This window comes from Chryseobacterium sp. D764, assembly GCF_019317325.1.
Taxonomy (GTDB): domain Bacteria; phylum Bacteroidota; class Bacteroidia; order Flavobacteriales; family Weeksellaceae; genus Chryseobacterium.
In genome coordinates this window covers 746007-763145 of the sequence record NZ_CP079219.1, presented here as the reverse complement: position 1 = coordinate 763145, position 17139 = coordinate 746007, and the positions used below count along the sequence as shown (strand labels likewise).

The following is a 17139-nucleotide window of genomic DNA, read 5'->3' as shown; positions in this document are numbered from 1 at the left end:
AAGATACTCTGCGTTCAACTGAAAAATGTTGAACAAGTAGTAAAATTTAAAATTAAGAAAGAGTAAAATTAAAAAATTAAAGTTATGAAAAAGTTAATTTTAGGATTAGCGTTAACTGCAGGAACATTCGCATTCGCTCAACAGACAGGAAACACATCTTCTAATCCAGTAACATTTGGGGTGAAAGGAGGAATGAACGTATCTTCACTTTCAAAAGACAGTGGACTTGATGATCAGAAATCTAAAATAGGATTCAATGCAGGTGTATTTGCCAATATTCCATTGGCAGCTTCATTCAGCGTTCAACCAGAGGTTCAATACTCACAATATGGTAATAAATCAGATTATACTATAGGAGGAACCAAGTTTTCAGCTTCAACTAAATTAGATTATATTACAGTACCGGTAATGTTCCAGTACAATCTGATTCCCGACCTTTATGTGGAAGCAGGACCAGAATTCGGTTTCATGGTAAGTGCTAAAAACAAGTTCAAAAATGAATCAAACGGACAGTCAAATACCACAGATAATTACAAAGACAATTTAAATACATTCAACTTTGGTATTGGTCTTGGTGCCGGATATTATTTCACTCCGAACTTAGGGCTTACAGCAAGATACGTTGCTGGTTTAACTGATGTAGCGAAAAACAGACCTAGTGGATCTGATGCTACAAGAAACAACCTATTCCAGGTAGGATTAGCTTATAAATTCAAATAAGCTTACACATTCACAAACAAATTTTATATTCAATAGAAAAGATCAGATTAATTTTTTAATCTGGTCTTTTTTTTATGGTAAAGCATTGATCCTTTGATAAAACATTAAATATATATCCCAAACTATTGATTTTTCAATTAGTTAAAAATATGATAAAGTCTTTACTGAAGGGGGTTCACGGCATATTGTTTGTTGCTTTCCGAGCGTTAAACAACTTAAAATAAAACTAATCTATGAAAAAGATTTTTCTAGGCCTGGCACTTATCGCAGGTACTTTCGTTTTTGCGCAGAACACTTCAACTGATGCTGCCACTCCATCCACATCTTCTTCTAAAATCAAATTCGGTTTGAAAGCGGGACTTAATGTTTCCAGTCTTTCTAATATGGATATGAAATCAAAAGCAGGATTTTATGGTGGCTTTTTTGTGAATATTCCTGTCGCAAAAGATTTTGCTATCCAGCCGGAAGTATTGTATAGCGCTGTTGGGGCAAAAGAAAAAGGAGGCAGAAATTCAAAACTTAATTTAGAATACATTTCCGTTCCTGTAATGTTTCAGTATAAAGCACTTCCTAATTTTTATGTAGAAGCTGGACCTCAATTTAGTTTCCTTATGAGGGCAGAACAAAAGGATGATGTCGGAAGTTTACAACTTAAAAATGCAACCAAGGGTTTCGATTTCGGAATCGGATTAGGAGCTGGTTATAATATTACCAAAAATATTGGTGTAAATGTGAGATATACTGCAGGGTTATCTGATATTGTGAATGCAAAACAACAGAGATATCTTTATGGGTATGGCAGATCAGGATCTGTAAGAAACGGAGTATTCCAGGTAGGAGTAAATTACAAATTCTAAAGCTTGTTTAGCTTTTCTCGTTAAGTTTTAATAATTAAAGTGGGGCCGGATTAATTTTTAATCCGGCTTTTTTATGTAAAAAAAGATTTACTTTTTCCAGTATACACTATAAACACTGGATTTACAATCAGTTTTAACTTTGGCACGCCATTTGATTCTTAATGAAATGTTAAATAAAACTTAAAAACTATTAAAATATAAAACTTATGAAAAAGATTTTTTTAGGCCTTGCACTAGTAGCAGGTACTTTCACTTTCGCTCAGAAGACTTCAACTTCTACTGCTTCATCTTCTCCAGTTAGATTTGGTGTAAAAGCAGGTCTTAACGTTTCTACTATTTCTAACAGTGACTTAAATTCAAAGGCTGGATTTTATGGAGGTGTTTTTGCAAACATTCCTGTAGCACAAGACTTCTCTGTACAGCCAGAAGTATTATACAGTGGTTTGGGCGGTAAATATAAAGGTAACGGTGATCTAAAACTTAACGCAGATTATATCGCAGTACCGGTAATGTTACAGTACAACCTTATTCCTAATTTATATGTAGAAGCTGGTCCTCAATTCGGTTTCCTTATCAGTGCTAAAGGAAAAGGCAACGGTGGCTCTGTAGATATTAAAGACAATTTGAAAAGTTTTGATTTCGGAATTGGTCTTGGAGCGGGATATTATTTCACACAAAATATTGGAGTGAATCTAAGATATACTGCAGGATTATCTGATGTCCCTAAAAACAACCCAGGTGATGCTTCCAGAAATGGTGTATTCCAGGTAGGTTTAGCTTATAAATTCTAAAAAATTAGGCCGCTTTTAAAAGCAGACTTTCTAATCAATACAAAGCTGGATTAAATTTAATCCGGCTTTTTTATTACACTGATGTTTTTTGGCAAGAAATTTGCGTATTGAGTAGTGATTGTACTCTATTCCGGAAATCCCAACTTATGATTCCGTTTTTACAATGAAATAGGTATTGGTTCAATTGAATTTCAATGCTCAAATCTAACTATTACCATTATAAACTTTTAACGTGAACGGCATTGGGTGGATTAACACATAGAATGCAAAGCATGATACAGAAATGTATTTTGCTCAATAATTAGATACATTTTGATTTCAATAGAAAAAGTCAGGTTTATTAGTTTAAGCCTGACTTTTTCGCTTATTGCATGATTTTTATCACTTCTCCCTTTTGTGGCAGATATTTTGTCGCGATGATGAAAAATTAAAACTTTAAAATCATGAAAAAACTCTTTGTAGTACTGGCAGTTGCAGGCTGCCTTTTCGCAAATGCACAGGAAAAAAATCAGTCAAAAATTTCTTCTCCTGTTACTTTTGGTGTTAAAGCAGGCTTGAATGGATCTACGCTTACCAGAGGAGACGGTTATGAATATGATAACAATGAAAAAATGAAAGTAGGTTTTCATGCAGGAGTGTTCGCAAATATTCCGGTTTCTGAAAAATTCAGCCTCCAGCCGGAACTTCTTTTCAGCCAGCTGGGATCAAAATCAAACTATAACTACAGAACAAGCTCAGGGAATTACAGAAGAACACAGCATTATGATTATAGTACAACATTAAATTACCTTTCTCTTCCTGTAATGGTTCAATATAATATTCTGCCTCAGCTGTATGTAGAAGCAGGTCCTGAATTTGGATATCTGTTGGGAGGAAAAACAAAAGGAGATTTAACCACTATTGAGACCACTGGAAATTCAATTACGATTGATCATACAGACCATATCTCAAAGAATATTTCAACAAGCCTTTTTAACCGTTTTAATCTGGGGTTAGGTATTGGTGCCGGATATTACTTTACTAAAAATTTTGGCGTGACCGCAAGGTTTAGTGCTGGTATTACTGAAGTTTACAAGTACAACGAGGATGATAAAGTAAGAAATAATGCACTTCAGATTGGAGTTGCTTATAAGTTTAAATAGGGATATTTATTATTTTCAAAAATCGATATCGGACCGTAAATGGTCCGGTATTTTATTTCAGGTCTTGAAAACAGCCTGGATACCCCGTTATTTTTATAAAAACAACTTCTGCTTTTTAATTATTTATCATTTCAATTATCTACATTAAAGCGTTCTGAGTCTTCAACTCTTTTCATAAAATATTCAGTTTGGCAATACATTTATTCATCAAAAAGGGATAAATGATTAAAAAAAAACTTTCCAAAAAGCCCTTCAAAAGCCCTATAAATAAGCATTTTTCAACTTTGGCAAGCAATTTGCAAAATAAATGGAGTCTGATTGAGAAATCATCGACACACAAATAGTAAAATTAAAAAATAAAATTATGAAGAAGTTATTTTTAGGATTAGCATTAACTGCTGGTACATTAGCTTTTGCTCAAGAGACAGAGACAGCAACAAAAACAGTAAATGCATCACCACTAAAAAAAGATGTTCAACCCATTAGATTCGGAGTTAAAGCAGGAGGAAACTCTTCTTATTTCAGTCAGCAGAAGTTCGGGATCAATACCCAGCAACTAGGTTTTCATGCAGGCGCATTCGTTAATATTCCAATTTCAAAACAATTCAGCTTCCAGCCAGAGGTATTATTCAACCAAATGGGTGCTAAAGATGTAATGTATTCTACGGAAACTGATAATGGTGTTACGAATGTAAAGACTAAAGTACAGAGCAGAGTACAAATGAACTACATTTCAGTTCCATTAATGGTTCAAATGAGACCTATTGACAAGTTTTATATTGAAGCAGGACCTGAATTCAGTTATTTCCTTAATGGTAAAAACAAATCAGAATCTACTGTAGCAAGTACTACAGGAGGAATTACTACAACTACTGCAAGTTCAAACTCTCAGGATATCGACAAAGATATGATCAACAAATTCAATTTCGGATTGGGCCTTGGTTTAGGGTATGATATCACTTCCAACATCGGTGTAAGTGCAAGATACGTAAACAGCTTAACCAAAATTGATAAGAGCAGACCTGCCGCTGAAAACAACAACAGAGTATTTCAGTTAGGCCTGAACTATAAATTTTAATTAAAAGAACCAATTTTTTAACCCTAAGTGCAGTTATCTGCACGTATAAAATAGCCGGAAGAAATTCTTCCGGCTATTTATATTAATAGATAAATGTTTTAAAAATTATTCGAATATTCTCGGATCATCGCTGATCACTCCATCTGTTCCCATATCCTTTAGTTCCTTCAGTCTTTCTTTTGTATTCACAGTCCATGGGATTACTTTCATTCCTAATAAGTGGCATTCCTTTATCAATTGGGGAGTTACAAGATTATGTTCAGGACTGTAAATAGTGGGAGTGAAACTCAGGAACTTCATATCTCCTGCCACTCCACTGAGATGATCGGGATACATTTTGAATTTTTCTACAGGAATGTTTTTAAAATAAGCCTGCTGCTGAGCCAGTTTTTTATCATCCACTTTTTCTACCAACAGAGCTGTCATTATTTTTGGATATTCTTTATGAAGGATTTCCAAGGTTCTTGGATCAAAAGACTGGATAATCACTCTGTCCTGAATCTTTTTCTCTACAATAATTTTCATCATCAGATCTACAAATTCTTTCGGTTCCGGATGAAATATATTATCAGAGAAAGGGCGTGTCTTTGTTTCTATATTATAAAAAGGCAATGGTCTCTTTAGTTCACGGGCATAAGCTTCACATGCATCTATGACTTCTGAAAAGAGAGGTTTCTTAGCCTTCATTTTCTTTTGATCAGGATAGTTATTAAGCTTTTTCAGGCCTACATCAAATGTTTTAATTTTTGCATAAGGCATTTCATAAATCTTATAATAAAAACCAGAATCTTTTGGAATATAGGTTCCATCCGGTTTTGTAACCAACTCCGGGGAAAGGAAAGCATCATGGGAAAGAATCACCTTTTTGTCCTTTGTGATGGCCAGATCCATTTCCAGGGTCGTTATATTCATTTTTAAGGCATTTTTCATTGCCAGAATGGTGTTTTCCGGGTAAAGAGATTTTCCTCCGCGGTGTGCCTGCTTATCGAAAGATTGTGAAGTGTAAAGTTGGGCAAATACCAGAAAAATACCCGTGAAAAATGCGTTTTTCATATCCTGAACTTTTAATCAGACAAAATTAAAACTCTATTATATATTGTATAATACAGGAATATTAAGCTTCTGCTACATTTATATAACAAAAAGAGCCGGGTTATAGCCCGGCTCTTTTATTTTATGCTTTCAATAAAGAAGTTAATTGAATAAATCTACCTCTTCTCCTTTTTCTACAGGATATTCTTCTGTAAAGCATCCGAAGCAGTGGTTTGCAGATCCTAAAATTTCTTTCAGATTATCAATGCTTAAAAATTCTAAGGAATCTACGCCCAAATAATTTTTAAGTTCTTCTGTGGTCATATTAGCTGAGATCAGATCATCTTTAGACGGAGTATCAATTCCAAGATAACATGGGGCAATGATAGGCGGAGAAACACTTCTAAAGTGAATTTCCTTTACTCCTGCATCTTTTAGAATTTTAACAAGTCTCTTCGATGTTGTTCCTCGAACGATAGAGTCATCAATGATCACTACTTTCTTATCCTTCATCTCAGAGATGATTGGATTCAGTTTAAGGTTCACTACCCTTTCTCTCATTTCCTGTGTAGGAACAATGAAACTTCTTCCGATATATCTGTTTTTAATCAAAACAGGACGGAAAGGGATTCCTGAAGCTTTAGAGAAACCAATGGCAGCAGGAACTCCGGAATCCGGAACTCCAATAACCAGATCAGCCTCTATAGGAGCCTGTTCCCAGATTTTCTCCCCAGATTTTTCTCTGATCTCATATACATTGATGTTTTCTAAGGTAGAGTCAGGTCTTGCAAAGTAGATATATTCAAAAGAACAGATTCTCTGCTTTCCTTTCGCCTCATCCATCATATAAGAATGAAGTTTTCCAGGTTCGTTTTCATTGGTATAAATGATCTCACCAGGAAGGATATCACGTACATATTGAGCTCCTACAGCATCCAATGCCACAGATTCTGAAGCTACTACATAAGATCTTTCATCAATAGCTCCCAAAACCAATGGACGGATTCCGTTGAAATCTCTGAATGCAAAGAATTTATTTCTGGTCATCCCCACTACGGAATAAGCTCCTTCAATCTTTTCCATTGTTGCTTTAATAGCTCCACGAAGACCTAAATCAAGGTTTTTCTGGATCAGTCTCAGGATCACCTCAGAATCAGATGTAGCTCTGAAGACTACGCCTTCAGCCTCTAATTCTTGTTTTAATTCTTTCGCATTGGTAAGGTTACCGTTGTGTGCTATAGAAAGTATAATCTGGTCATATTCGTTTTTCGCGAAAAATGGCTGGAAATTATATTTCTTTTTATCTCCTGCAGTGGTATAACGGGTATGCCCAATTGCAGAATTTCCCATAAAAGTTTCAGGTTCCTGAATTTCTTTATAAACATCTAAAACCAGTCCTTCATCTTTCATATTGGTGATTCTTCCGTCTTTTAAAACGGAGATACCACAAGCTTCCTGGCCTCTGTGCTGTAACGCAAAAAGCCCGAACTGCGAAAGAGAGAAAGTATCCAGATCATTATCCGAATACAATCCGAAGATCCCACACTCTTCATTGGGAGCATCCAGTCTTTCCTCTTCCTGAGTTCTGAAAAGATTTCTTCCGTAAGTCTGGGTTTCAAACTGTTTTAAATATTCACTTTTATGAATGTCTAAACTTTTCATTTCTATTTTTTCTAATGATTAGAAGTTAGATATTAGATGTTAGAAATTAGTCTAAGTTAACTTCAGTTTTTAATTTTTGTTTTAAATAACAAATTGTTTTACAGAAACATACTTTCTCTGAAATCTTATTTCTGTAAAAGATTTTTAAGACGGTTATAGATTTCTACATAAGCTTCAGTAACTTCTCCTAAGTCTCTTCTGAATCTGTCTTTATCTAATTTTTTCATAGTATCTTTATCCCAAAGTCTGCATGTATCAGGAGAAATCTCGTCAGCCAGGATAATTTCACCGTCTGAAGTTTTACCTAATTCGATTTTGAAATCTACCAGGATGATGTTGATTTTGTCAAACAGGTCGATCAGGATTTCATTGATATCCGAAGTCAATTCGTACATTTCGTCAAGCTCTTCGTAAGTAGCAGCTCCCAAGAAAACAGCATGGTGATCGTTGATAAGCGGATCTCCCAATTCGTCTTTTTTGTAGCAGATATCGAAGATTGTTACCGGAGATTTGATTCCCTCTTCAACTCCTAATCTTTGTGCCATACTTCCTGCAGAGTAATTTCTTACCACCATTTCCAAAGGAATGATAGATACTTTTCTTACCAGCTGCTCTCTTTCGTCCAATTGTTTGATGAAATGAGTTTTGATTCCTTTTTCATTTAAGTATTCAAAAATAAGGGTTGTGATTGCATTGTTCATTTCCCCTTTAAGATCAACCTGACCTTTCTTTTGAGCGTTAAATGCTGTAGCATCGTCTTTGAAACGTACTACTACTTCATCAGGATTATCAGTTGCAAATACCTGTTTTGCTTTCCCCTCGTACAACATTTCTTTCTTTTGACTCATAATTTTACTTTCTAAATTGTAGTTAGATTTATTGATTTATTTTATTATTATTCCTGTTAAGACAGCCAGCCCAAAACTCAGCAGTGTACCAATTAATACATATTCTGTAAGTTTTCTCTGTTTTGCCTGTGCAAGGTCGCTGAACCTGAAAACAGATTTTGCAGCTACCATGAAACCTACACCTTCCCAGTGATTCACCATGATAAAAGTGAAGACCAGCAGACGTTCTAAAATTCCGATATATTTTCCGGCACTTGATAAAGATTCGGTTTGAATAGTGTTGGGGCCATCCGGAGCGGGTGTCCATGATGACAATAAGATTTTGATAAAAATAGAAGCCGGTGTTGTCAAAAACAATGCAGCCATAATGAGCTTTAAAAATTCCTGATTCTGCAAAAAGCTGAAACAGAATTCCTGAAAATACAGGGAAACTCCGCCAATTACCAGTACATGCAGAAGCTGATCAATGAAAAACCATCTTTTTTTAGTCTTTACATTTTGAAATGTAAGTTTGGCCGCATCAATAATAAAGTGAGTAATCCCCACCAAAACTGCTACCCACCAAAGTTTCAGATCCCAAAGTAAAATAAGACTTAATGCAGTGTGAATCAGAATATGAAAGTATAAAAACTTACTTTTTAGTTTATAGTTTTCCTTATCTGCAACCCATGAATTTGGCTGAAGTATAAAATCTCCGAGTAGATGTGCCAATATGAGTTTAATAAAGATCATGCTATAGTTCTGAGATTTTCTTTCTGAAATACTGGTTGGTTTCCACGATAAGCTCATAGTTGGCTCTCTTCAGTCTCTGGCTTATAGAAGACTGTGAAATAGCAAATCTTTTAGCAAGATCTTCCTGGGTAATATCCTGATTCATGATCATTTCATGAATGATTTCAGCCGTAGCCATAGTCCAGTTGTCAAAATCTTTTGATGACCATTTCAACAGAATATTAAGATCCCTGTCCACCGGGTCACTGGATGTTTTGATGGCAACGGTATGGCCGTCATTTTTAAGGTCATTAAGCAGTCTTCCGGAATGTACATAAGCTGTACCATTGGATTCTGTGATTTTCTCAGAAGAGAAACTTTCTTCACCAATACCGATGGCTATTCTTACATCTAAATTTTCCAGACTTTTAATAAGAGATTTTATGGCTAGAAACCGCCAGAAAACGTCATCAATATTGCATTTGAACTGGAATTCATCTCCTCTGTAGATTTCCCATGTGCCAGGAGCACTTCCCCATCTTTCGAGAAGATTTTTAAGTCTGGTAATCCAAACTTCAGTATCTGCATGCTGTGAATTTATAATATCACCGGTAATGACCGCTATCATACTGCAAATATAAGCATAATTACTTATAAATAAAAAATATAAGCAGAAACACTTATAGATATTGATTATTAGTGAATCTGCTTATATCGATTATATAGTAACCATAAGGTTTTTAAGCCTTTACCAAAAAATACAAAAATATGAAAATGTAAAAACCTGATAAAACTTTTTTCATTACGTTTACTTTAACTCTACATTTTTCACTTTATTTTTAAGTAAGAAGCTATTTCCTGCTATCCGCTCATACTCCTCGCGCCTTGGCGGCCATCCTAAGCTCAGCCGAAAGGCCTCTTCCTGCTGTGGGGTAACCGCTCCTATCAGGGCTAAAACAGTCATTGCGAGCAAAGCGAAGCAATCTCATCACCCCTATTAAAAAATAAAACCTCACAGATTTTAAAAATATGTGAGGTTTAGACTTGTTACTAAAAAAGCATGGTGATCCTACACCTGTTATCTTTTAATAAACTGATGTGCTTTCTCATCAAGTTGCAAGAAATACAATCCTGTAGGAATTCCCTGTACCGAAATACTTTTCTTATTTCTGAAAGGATCTTTCTCTGTGTAGATCACTTTTCCGGAAAGATCTATAATTCGGGCTGTTTTTATTTTTTCCGTTGTTCCGCTTACATAAAGATCATTGTAAACCGGATTTGGATATATTGTAAATTCATTATTGGCAGTAATCAGCTCTGCAGTAGACAATGTGCCACCCAGATTCTGACAGTAATTAGCCGGATAAGAATCCCATTCACTCATATTAAATGTATCTGCAGGTTTATTGATGGTACTTTTTCTATATAAAGACACATTTCCATTATTATTGGTAGTATATTTTACACCAATGGCATCTATAGTAACCGTTTTATTATAAGCAAGTTCCACGTAGTTCTGTCCTGCAAACAGCATAGGATCAGAAGCTGTAACAAATCTTGCCTGATCATTGGTATAGCATGATAAAGCAGCTTTTGGATTCAAAATAACAAAAGTTTCATTATTTCCAACCTTACCTTCCAGCTCATAGGTATCACCACTATAAATAGCTCCTGAAGAATTGTTTTTAAACTGAATATTAATTCTGTAATTATTTAAATTAACCTCATGTCCGGTTTTATTAACGATTTCCAGAGCATTATTCTTAACGAAATCTGTATTGGTTCCTGATATATATTTTGTAATCATAAGATCCGAAGCAAATGAATCCAAAGCAATTGTTGAAGCTGTCACCGTATTACTGAACGGAGACTCCAGATATGCTTTATCAAAAGCCTTCACTGTAAAAGTATAAGTTGTTGAAGGGCTCAGGTGGTCTATGCTTATAGAAGTTCCTTTTGTAACAGCTACCGGTGTTGCTGAACCATTCACATAAACCCTGTATCCTAAAACATCGGTATCAGGAGAAGCCGTCCAGTTCAAATTGACAAAATAGGCATTCTGCTGCGTTGAAGCCAAGGATCCCGGAGCTGCCGGTGCAACGTTATCGGGCGTTTCAGACCAGATCATATCAATCCATTCAGGGTGGTCAATAAATGGATTTCTGTTTTTCTGTATGGTATAGATGGCGTTATTCCGGTCAATTTCTCTTTGCGAAACAGGATCTGCAGCACTCCATTGCTTCAGCATGACAACATACGGAAGATCAACGGCTCTTTCTTCGGTTCCGTCAAGCGGACACTGATCTGTAGCCGGTGTTATGTTTGCTGATGTAGTATAAGCGGTGTTAAATGACCCCAGTTTCCCCTCATATCTTACGGCAAAGTACAATAAAGTCCTTGCGATATCCCCTTTAAACTCATTTATAGGTTCGTAAACCCTTCCGGTATATGGATAGTTTGGAATTGCGGCATTGGATATCCTCGAAGTATTGGTAAAAATATAATGATTCGTATTATTTCCTATTCCATAAGGATAATTATTCCTTCGCTGGTTAATATAAGCATCAGCAGGAATAATAAAGTTCAGATCCGAATACATAGGATAATCACTGATAGATGAACTTGTACTGAATGTGCTTTGCGGCATCATATGTTCCCTGTTATAGCCCAAACCTTCTCCTCCTGCACCAGCTATTAATTGATCTGCTTTGTATTCATAAGCATCCGGTCCCGAAGGTATTTCCGAGTAGATATCCAGCATGTACTGAGTATTGGAAGCATCATGATCATAATATTTGTCAAGATCAGTTTGATTATAGAGCACCTTCAGATCGTCATAATGCCAGTTGATCATTTTATCCGAAATAATATCGTGAAGTTTCGACTTCAGAGCATATCCTGTCAATCCTGCTGTTCCATCATAATATCCGGCAGGTGCCTGCGCAGAAATAGAAGAGGAAATTAAAATGATAGGAAGTAAAATTTTTTTCATGCTTTAAAAATTGGGAACCAAAATAGTGAAATAAAAATCGTAAAAGACTGAATATTTTATTAAGAAAACATTAATTCTGAAATTATAAAAAATTGAAAATTAAACATATTATGGCTTAAATAGTATGAATGAAATAATTATTTTAGCATTCCATCAATTTGGTTATCTTTGGGCACTAACTATTATTATATGAATACAGAGACTATTGACAACATCAAAATGATAGCGGAGACGGCTAGAGAATTTGCAGAAAAGAACATCAGACCGAACATTATGGAGTGGGATGAAAGCCAGACTTTTCCAAAAGACTTATTCCACCAGTTAGGTGAGATGGGTTTTATGGGAATTGTTGTTCCTGAACAATATGGAGGTTCCGGTTTAGGTTATCATGAGTATGTTACTATTCTGGATGAAATTTCTCAGGTTGACCCATCTATTGGTCTTTCTGTAGCAGCACACAATTCACTTTGTACCAACCATATCTATGAATTTGGAAATGAAGAACAAAGACACAAATGGCTTCCTCAGCTGGCTTCCGGAAAAGTAATCGGAGCTTGGGGTCTTACAGAGCACAATACAGGTTCAGATTCAGGAGGGATGTCTACTACTGCTGTAAAAGATGGTGACGAATGGGTTATCAGCGGAGCTAAAAACTTTATCACTCACGCTATTTCAGGAGATATTGCAGTAGTAATGACAAGAACAGGAGAAATAGGTGCTAAAAACAACTCTACAGCTTTTGTTTTAGAAAAAGGAATGCCTGGGTTTACTTCCGGGAAAAAAGAAAACAAGTTAGGAATGCGTGCTTCAGAAACAGCTGAATTAATCTTTGATAGTGTACGTGTACCGGATTCCCACCGTTTAGGAGAAGTAGGTGAAGGTTTCAAGCAGGCTATGAAAGTATTGGATGGTGGTAGAATTTCTATCGCTGCACTAAGCTTAGGTACTGCAAGAGGAGCTTATAAAGCTGCTTTGAAATATGCAAAAGAAAGACATCAGTTCGGAAAGCCTATTTCAGATTTCCAGGCAATCAACTTTATGCTTGCAGATATGGCTACAGAAATTGATGCTGCTGAGCTTCTTATTCAGAGAGCTTCTACCCTGAAAAACGCAAAACAGAAAATGACAAAAGAAGGAGCTATGGCTAAACTATATGCTTCTGAAGCTTGTGTAAGAATTTCCAACAATGCAGTTCAGATTTTCGGAGGATACGGTTATACAAAAGACTTCCCGGCTGAAAAGTTCTATAGAGATTCTAAACTTTGCACAATTGGTGAAGGTACTTCTGAGATCCAGAGACTGGTAATTGGAAGAGATATTACAAAATAAATCTTTAAATCCCAATACAAATGATTAAACAGGCACTTTTAGGTGAATTTCTGCACGAAGCTGAAAACACCAGAAAAATTTTACAGGCAATCCCTGACAGCGCATTAGACTGGAAACCGTCTGAAAAAAACTGGACAACCGGACAGTTAGCCTCTCACATTGCTGAAGTATACAATTGGTACGAATCCACTTTCAATCAGGACACTTTTGATATGGGTGCGTATAAGTATGACAAAGGAGATATTTCCAAAGCGGAAAATATCCTAGCAAAATTTGAAGAAAATGTTGCCAACGCACAGAAAGTTCTGGAAAACTCGGATGAGAATACTTATTTCAATGAGTGGAAAATGGAAATGAACGGAAACGTACTTTTTCCGCCATCTCCAAGAATCCAGGTGGTAAGAGGCTTTCTTTATAATCATTTGTACCATCACAGAGGGGAATTAGTTGTTTATTTAAGATCAACCGGAAACAAAGTCCCTGGACTTTACGGCCCTACTGCTGATGATAAATTCTAAGTAAGGATTATATAAATATAGTAAGCTGTTTCATTTTGAAGCAGCTTTTTTTGTAGACAGAATGTAGAATAGATGACAGCAGTTATCAAAATTTAATTCACTAACATTCTTGCATATAATTAAATAATTATCAAATTTTATTGTCTCATTTTAATAAATTAATAAAGAAATATATCTATTTTATTTTTTTTAAAAAATTAAAGCACATTTCATCATTTCATTTTTCTTTTATTAATAAGCTTTTTCAATTATATTCAATGTACTGCATAGTATTCTAAGTCAATATTCTAAATTTCTCTTAAAAAATTTTGTTTTTGATAATATATTTTTCGTTAGCTTTGATATTCCACAATCAAATTTAATATTTAATATGAAAAAACAATTAACGCTGATTGGAATGCTCCTTATTTCGGGTATTTCTTTCGCACAGACTGACCGTCTTTGGTCTGAAGGTTCCAGAAAAACTTCATCAGAGATTTTTGAAAACAAAACAGGCATCAGCAATCCTAAGGTTTACAACCTGGACATCAACGGATTGAAAAATGCTCTTGCAAAAGCTCCCAAAAGACTGGCTGTAGGCGAAAAATCAGAACTCATCATCTCTTTTCCAAATTCTGAAGGCAGAATGGAAAATTTTAAAGTGAGGGAGAATTCCAATTTTGCTCCTGAGTTGGCAGCAAAATATCCGGATATCAAATCCTATGTAGGACAAGGTCTGGATGATCCTAATTCCACAGTCTATTTCAGTGTTTCCCCACTAGGACTGTCATCAATGGAAATTTACGGTGATAAATCTGCGGTTTTCATTGAACCTTACACTAAAGATCTTTCTTCTTATGTAGTGTACAGAAAATCTGACAAAAAAGATGATCTTAACAAGTTTGAATGTACAGTAGTAGACGCTGCACAGAAAGGAGTTTCCAACTCTGCTCTTGCTGCAAGACCTAACGCTGATGATGCCAAACTGAGAACGTTCAGACTGGCACTGTCATGTACCGGAGAATACACTACTTATTTCGGGGGTACAAAAGCTCAGGCTTTAGCTGCAATGAACACCACAATGACCCGTGTAAACGGTGTTTTTGAAAAAGACTTCGCAGCAAGAATGGTTCTGATCGCTAATAACGATGCTGTAATCTACACCAACGCATCTACAGACCCTTATTCTGCAGCTTCCGGAATGAGCAGCTGGAATTCTCAATTACAAAGCACTTTAACTTCTGTAATTGGTGAAGCCAACTATGATATCGGACACTTGTTCGGAGCTTCAGGAGGCGGTGGAAATGCAGGCTGTATCGGCTGTATCTGTACAAACGGATCAAAAGGAAGCGGATATACTTCCCCTGCAGATGCTATTCCTTCAGGAGATAATTTTGATATCGACTATGTGGCTCACGAAATGGGACACCAGTTCGGAGGAAATCATACATTCTCCATGAACAATGAAGGAACAGGTGTCAATATGGAACCAGGATCAGGATCCACAATCATGGGCTATGCGGGAATTACCAGCCAGGATATTCAACCGCATTCTGATGCATTCTTCCACGCGATAAGTATCCAGCAGATCACTAATAATATTAAAGCTAAAACCTGCTCTGTCAATACCAATACAGGGAATTCAATTCCTACAGCAAGCGCAGGCTTAGATTATACAATTCCAAAAGGAACTCCATTCGTACTGACGGGTACAGGAACGGATGCTGACGGAGATTCTCTAACTTACATCTGGGAACAAATGGACAATGCTTCTTCTTCACAAACAGGAGCAAGTTCAGCTGCCAGTGCAACAAAAGCTACAGGACCGAACTTCAGATCATGGACTCCTACCACTGCACCTGTAAGATATTTCCCAAGAATGGCTTCTGTATTAACAGGTGCAACCACTACAGCCGGGTCTGAAATCACAGTAGAAGCACTTTCTTCAGTGGCCAGAACATTAAACTTCAGATTTACCGTTCGTGATAACAAGCCAGGAGGTTCAGGAAACAATTCTGACGATGCGGTAATCACAGTTAATGGAACTGCAGGACCATTCAATATCACTTCACAAAATTCAGCAACAACTTACGCTGGAGGAAGCTCTCAAACCATTACATGGAACGTGGCAGGAACTACAGCTAATGGTGTGAATGCAGCCAATGTAGATATCCTTTGGTCAACAGACAGTGGAAGTACATGGACTACTCTATTGGCAGGAACACCAAATGACGGTTCACAGGCAGTTACTATTCCTAATTCTACTACCACTACAGGAAGAATTATGGTAAAAGGATCAAATCACATTTTCTTTGATGTAAACAATGCCAACATCTCTGTAAATGCAGGTTCCGGAACTCCTGATACCGTTGCTCCTACAGCTCCTACCCTTGCTGCTTCAGGAACTACTGCTACAACAACTAACCTTTCATGGTCAGGTGCTACTGATAATGTGGGGGTTACCGGATATGATGTATATCAAGGGGCTTCATTAGTAGGTTCTACAGCTTCTACTACATATACCGTAACAGGACTTACTCCATCAACAACCTATTCTTTCTCTGTTAAAGCAAAAGATGCAGCAGGAAACGCATCTGTTTCCAGCAATACAGTAAGTGTTACCACTCTTGCAGGAGGAAGCGTTTCATATTGCTCTTCATCAGCATCTAACACAGCAGATGAAAGAATCGGAAATGTAACATTTGGATCTATTAATAATACTTCTACAGGAACAGCTGGTTACGAAAACTTCACTTCAGTTTCTACCAATGTAACAAGAGGAAGTGCTTATACGATCTCCGTTACTCCGGTTTGGACCTCTACAAAATATAGCGAAGCATATGCTGTTTATATTGATTACAACGGTGATGGAGACTTTACAGACAGTGGAGAATTAGCATGGACAAAAGCAGGATCTACAACAAGCCCAGTAACAGGATCTATCACAATTCCAGCTACAGCAACTGTTGGATCTACAAGAATGAGAGTAATGATGAAATACAGTTCAATACCTACTTCATCATGTGAAGCTTTCACGTATGGCCAGGTTGAAGATTACACTCTTAATATCGTTTCTTCAGGAAAAGGAGATCTTCAGAATACAAAAGATCTGATCACAGATATTAAGCTTTATCCAAACCCTGTAAGAGATGTACTTTATGTTTCCAATACAACTTCAGAAGACTATAAAATCTTCGATATGGGTGGAAAACTAATTGATTCAGGAAAACTTCAGAGAGGCTCTGTGAATGTAAGCAATCTAATTAAAGGTGCTTATATGCTTCAAATTGGAGAATCAACTAAAAGATTTATTAAAAATTAATAACTTTTAAAATTAAACGATGTGAAAAAACTGCCCTTTACGGGGCAGTTTTATTTTTGCAAAATGTAAAATATTATATTAAATGCATTTATGAATGTAACTAATTTCATAAAAATATTTTATTTAAAATAAAATAACTAGTATTTGAGTTTTTTAAT

The 17139-nt window shown here is 36.2% G+C and carries 14 protein-coding genes; 8 read left to right on the top strand and 6 right to left on the bottom strand.

Annotated elements, in window-relative coordinates:
* Positions 1-84 precede the first annotated feature (84 nt).
* The 5 genes from KYG33_RS03335 (at position 85) to KYG33_RS03315 (ending at position 4588) form a co-directional block, all read left to right on the top strand.
* On the top strand, positions 85-720 hold the full coding sequence (locus KYG33_RS03335; RefSeq protein ID WP_077417504.1) for a porin family protein: 636 nt from the start codon (positions 85-87) through the stop codon (positions 718-720).
* 233 nt (positions 721-953) lie between these two features.
* Positions 954-1577: a porin family protein gene (locus tag KYG33_RS03330; RefSeq protein ID WP_077417506.1), complete on the top strand. Its 624-nt coding sequence runs from the start codon at positions 954-956 to the stop codon at positions 1575-1577.
* 206 nt (positions 1578-1783) lie between these two features.
* Positions 1784-2368: a porin family protein gene (locus KYG33_RS03325; RefSeq protein WP_077417508.1), complete on the top strand. Its 585-nt coding sequence runs from the start codon at positions 1784-1786 to the stop codon at positions 2366-2368.
* Between the two features lie 443 nt (positions 2369-2811).
* Positions 2812-3510, top strand: coding sequence for a porin family protein (locus KYG33_RS03320; protein ID WP_219072667.1), 699 nt, complete (start codon positions 2812-2814; stop codon positions 3508-3510).
* A gap of 364 nt (positions 3511-3874) precedes the next feature.
* Complete coding sequence (locus KYG33_RS03315) at positions 3875-4588, top strand: porin family protein (protein WP_077417512.1); 714 nt, start codon at positions 3875-3877, stop codon at positions 4586-4588.
* Between the two features lie 105 nt (positions 4589-4693).
* On the opposite strand, the gene KYG33_RS03310 is transcribed toward KYG33_RS03315, so the two are convergent.
* The 6 genes from KYG33_RS03310 to KYG33_RS03285 all read right to left on the bottom strand — a co-directional run bounded on the left by KYG33_RS03310 (position 4694) and on the right by KYG33_RS03285 (position 11833).
* The gene (locus KYG33_RS03310) at positions 4694-5641 is read right to left on the bottom strand and encodes a glycerophosphodiester phosphodiesterase family protein (RefSeq protein WP_219072666.1); all 948 of its coding nucleotides are present in this window, start codon (positions 5639-5641) and stop codon (positions 4694-4696) included.
* 141 nt (positions 5642-5782) lie between these two features.
* The gene (gene purF / locus KYG33_RS03305) at positions 5783-7282 is read right to left on the bottom strand and encodes an amidophosphoribosyltransferase (RefSeq protein ID WP_077417516.1); all 1500 of its coding nucleotides are present in this window, start codon (positions 7280-7282) and stop codon (positions 5783-5785) included.
* A 125-nt stretch (positions 7283-7407) separates the two neighbouring features.
* On the bottom strand, positions 7408-8130 hold the full coding sequence (purC, locus tag KYG33_RS03300; RefSeq protein WP_027372243.1) for a phosphoribosylaminoimidazolesuccinocarboxamide synthase: 723 nt from the start codon (positions 8128-8130) through the stop codon (positions 7408-7410).
* A 36-nt stretch (positions 8131-8166) separates the two neighbouring features.
* Positions 8167-8862 (bottom strand): DUF3307 domain-containing protein, encoded by a 696-nt coding sequence (locus KYG33_RS03295; protein ID WP_180563714.1) that lies wholly within the window; start codon positions 8860-8862, stop codon positions 8167-8169.
* Between the two features lies 1 nt (position 8863).
* The gene (locus KYG33_RS03290; protein WP_077417520.1) at positions 8864-9469 is read right to left on the bottom strand and encodes a SatD family protein; all 606 of its coding nucleotides are present in this window, start codon (positions 9467-9469) and stop codon (positions 8864-8866) included.
* Between the two features lie 450 nt (positions 9470-9919).
* Positions 9920-11833, bottom strand: a complete 1914-nt coding sequence (locus tag KYG33_RS03285) for an endonuclease (RefSeq protein ID WP_180563713.1) — start codon at positions 11831-11833, stop codon at positions 9920-9922.
* 189 nt (positions 11834-12022) lie between these two features.
* Here KYG33_RS03285 and KYG33_RS03280 point away from each other — a divergent pair, with 189 nt between their 5' ends.
* The 3 genes from KYG33_RS03280 (at position 12023) to KYG33_RS03270 (ending at position 16981) form a co-directional block, all read left to right on the top strand.
* Complete coding sequence (locus KYG33_RS03280; protein WP_077417523.1) at positions 12023-13162, top strand: acyl-CoA dehydrogenase family protein; 1140 nt, start codon at positions 12023-12025, stop codon at positions 13160-13162.
* Between the two features lie 20 nt (positions 13163-13182).
* Positions 13183-13680: a DinB family protein gene (locus KYG33_RS03275; protein WP_077417525.1), complete on the top strand. Its 498-nt coding sequence runs from the start codon at positions 13183-13185 to the stop codon at positions 13678-13680.
* Positions 13681-14050: 370 nt separating this feature from the next.
* A complete protein-coding gene (locus tag KYG33_RS03270) occupies positions 14051-16981 on the top strand; it encodes a reprolysin-like metallopeptidase (RefSeq protein WP_219072665.1) in 2931 nt (976 codons plus the stop codon).
* The last annotated feature ends 158 nt before the right edge of the window (positions 16982-17139 follow it).

Coding starts and splice junctions, on each gene's coding strand:
- KYG33_RS03335 (WP_077417504.1), top strand. CDS start 85: ATGAAAAAGTTAATTTTAGGATTAGCGTTAACTGCAGGAACATTCGCA.
- KYG33_RS03330 (WP_077417506.1), top strand. CDS start 954: ATGAAAAAGATTTTTCTAGGCCTGGCACTTATCGCAGGTACTTTCGTT.
- KYG33_RS03325 (WP_077417508.1), top strand. CDS start 1,784: ATGAAAAAGATTTTTTTAGGCCTTGCACTAGTAGCAGGTACTTTCACT.
- KYG33_RS03320 (WP_219072667.1), top strand. CDS start 2,812: ATGAAAAAACTCTTTGTAGTACTGGCAGTTGCAGGCTGCCTTTTCGCA.
- KYG33_RS03315 (WP_077417512.1), top strand. CDS start 3,875: ATGAAGAAGTTATTTTTAGGATTAGCATTAACTGCTGGTACATTAGCT.
- KYG33_RS03310 (WP_219072666.1), bottom strand. CDS start 5,641: ATGAAAAACGCATTTTTCACGGGTATTTTTCTGGTATTTGCCCAACTT.
- purF (WP_077417516.1), bottom strand. CDS start 7,282: ATGAAAAGTTTAGACATTCATAAAAGTGAATATTTAAAACAGTTTGAA.
- purC (WP_027372243.1), bottom strand. CDS start 8,130: ATGAGTCAAAAGAAAGAAATGTTGTACGAGGGGAAAGCAAAACAGGTA.
- KYG33_RS03295 (WP_180563714.1), bottom strand. CDS start 8,862: ATGATCTTTATTAAACTCATATTGGCACATCTACTCGGAGATTTTATA.
- KYG33_RS03290 (WP_077417520.1), bottom strand. CDS start 9,469: ATGATAGCGGTCATTACCGGTGATATTATAAATTCACAGCATGCAGAT.
- KYG33_RS03285 (WP_180563713.1), bottom strand. CDS start 11,833: ATGAAAAAAATTTTACTTCCTATCATTTTAATTTCCTCTTCTATTTCT.
- KYG33_RS03280 (WP_077417523.1), top strand. CDS start 12,023: ATGAATACAGAGACTATTGACAACATCAAAATGATAGCGGAGACGGCT.
- KYG33_RS03275 (WP_077417525.1), top strand. CDS start 13,183: ATGATTAAACAGGCACTTTTAGGTGAATTTCTGCACGAAGCTGAAAAC.
- KYG33_RS03270 (WP_219072665.1), top strand. CDS start 14,051: ATGAAAAAACAATTAACGCTGATTGGAATGCTCCTTATTTCGGGTATT.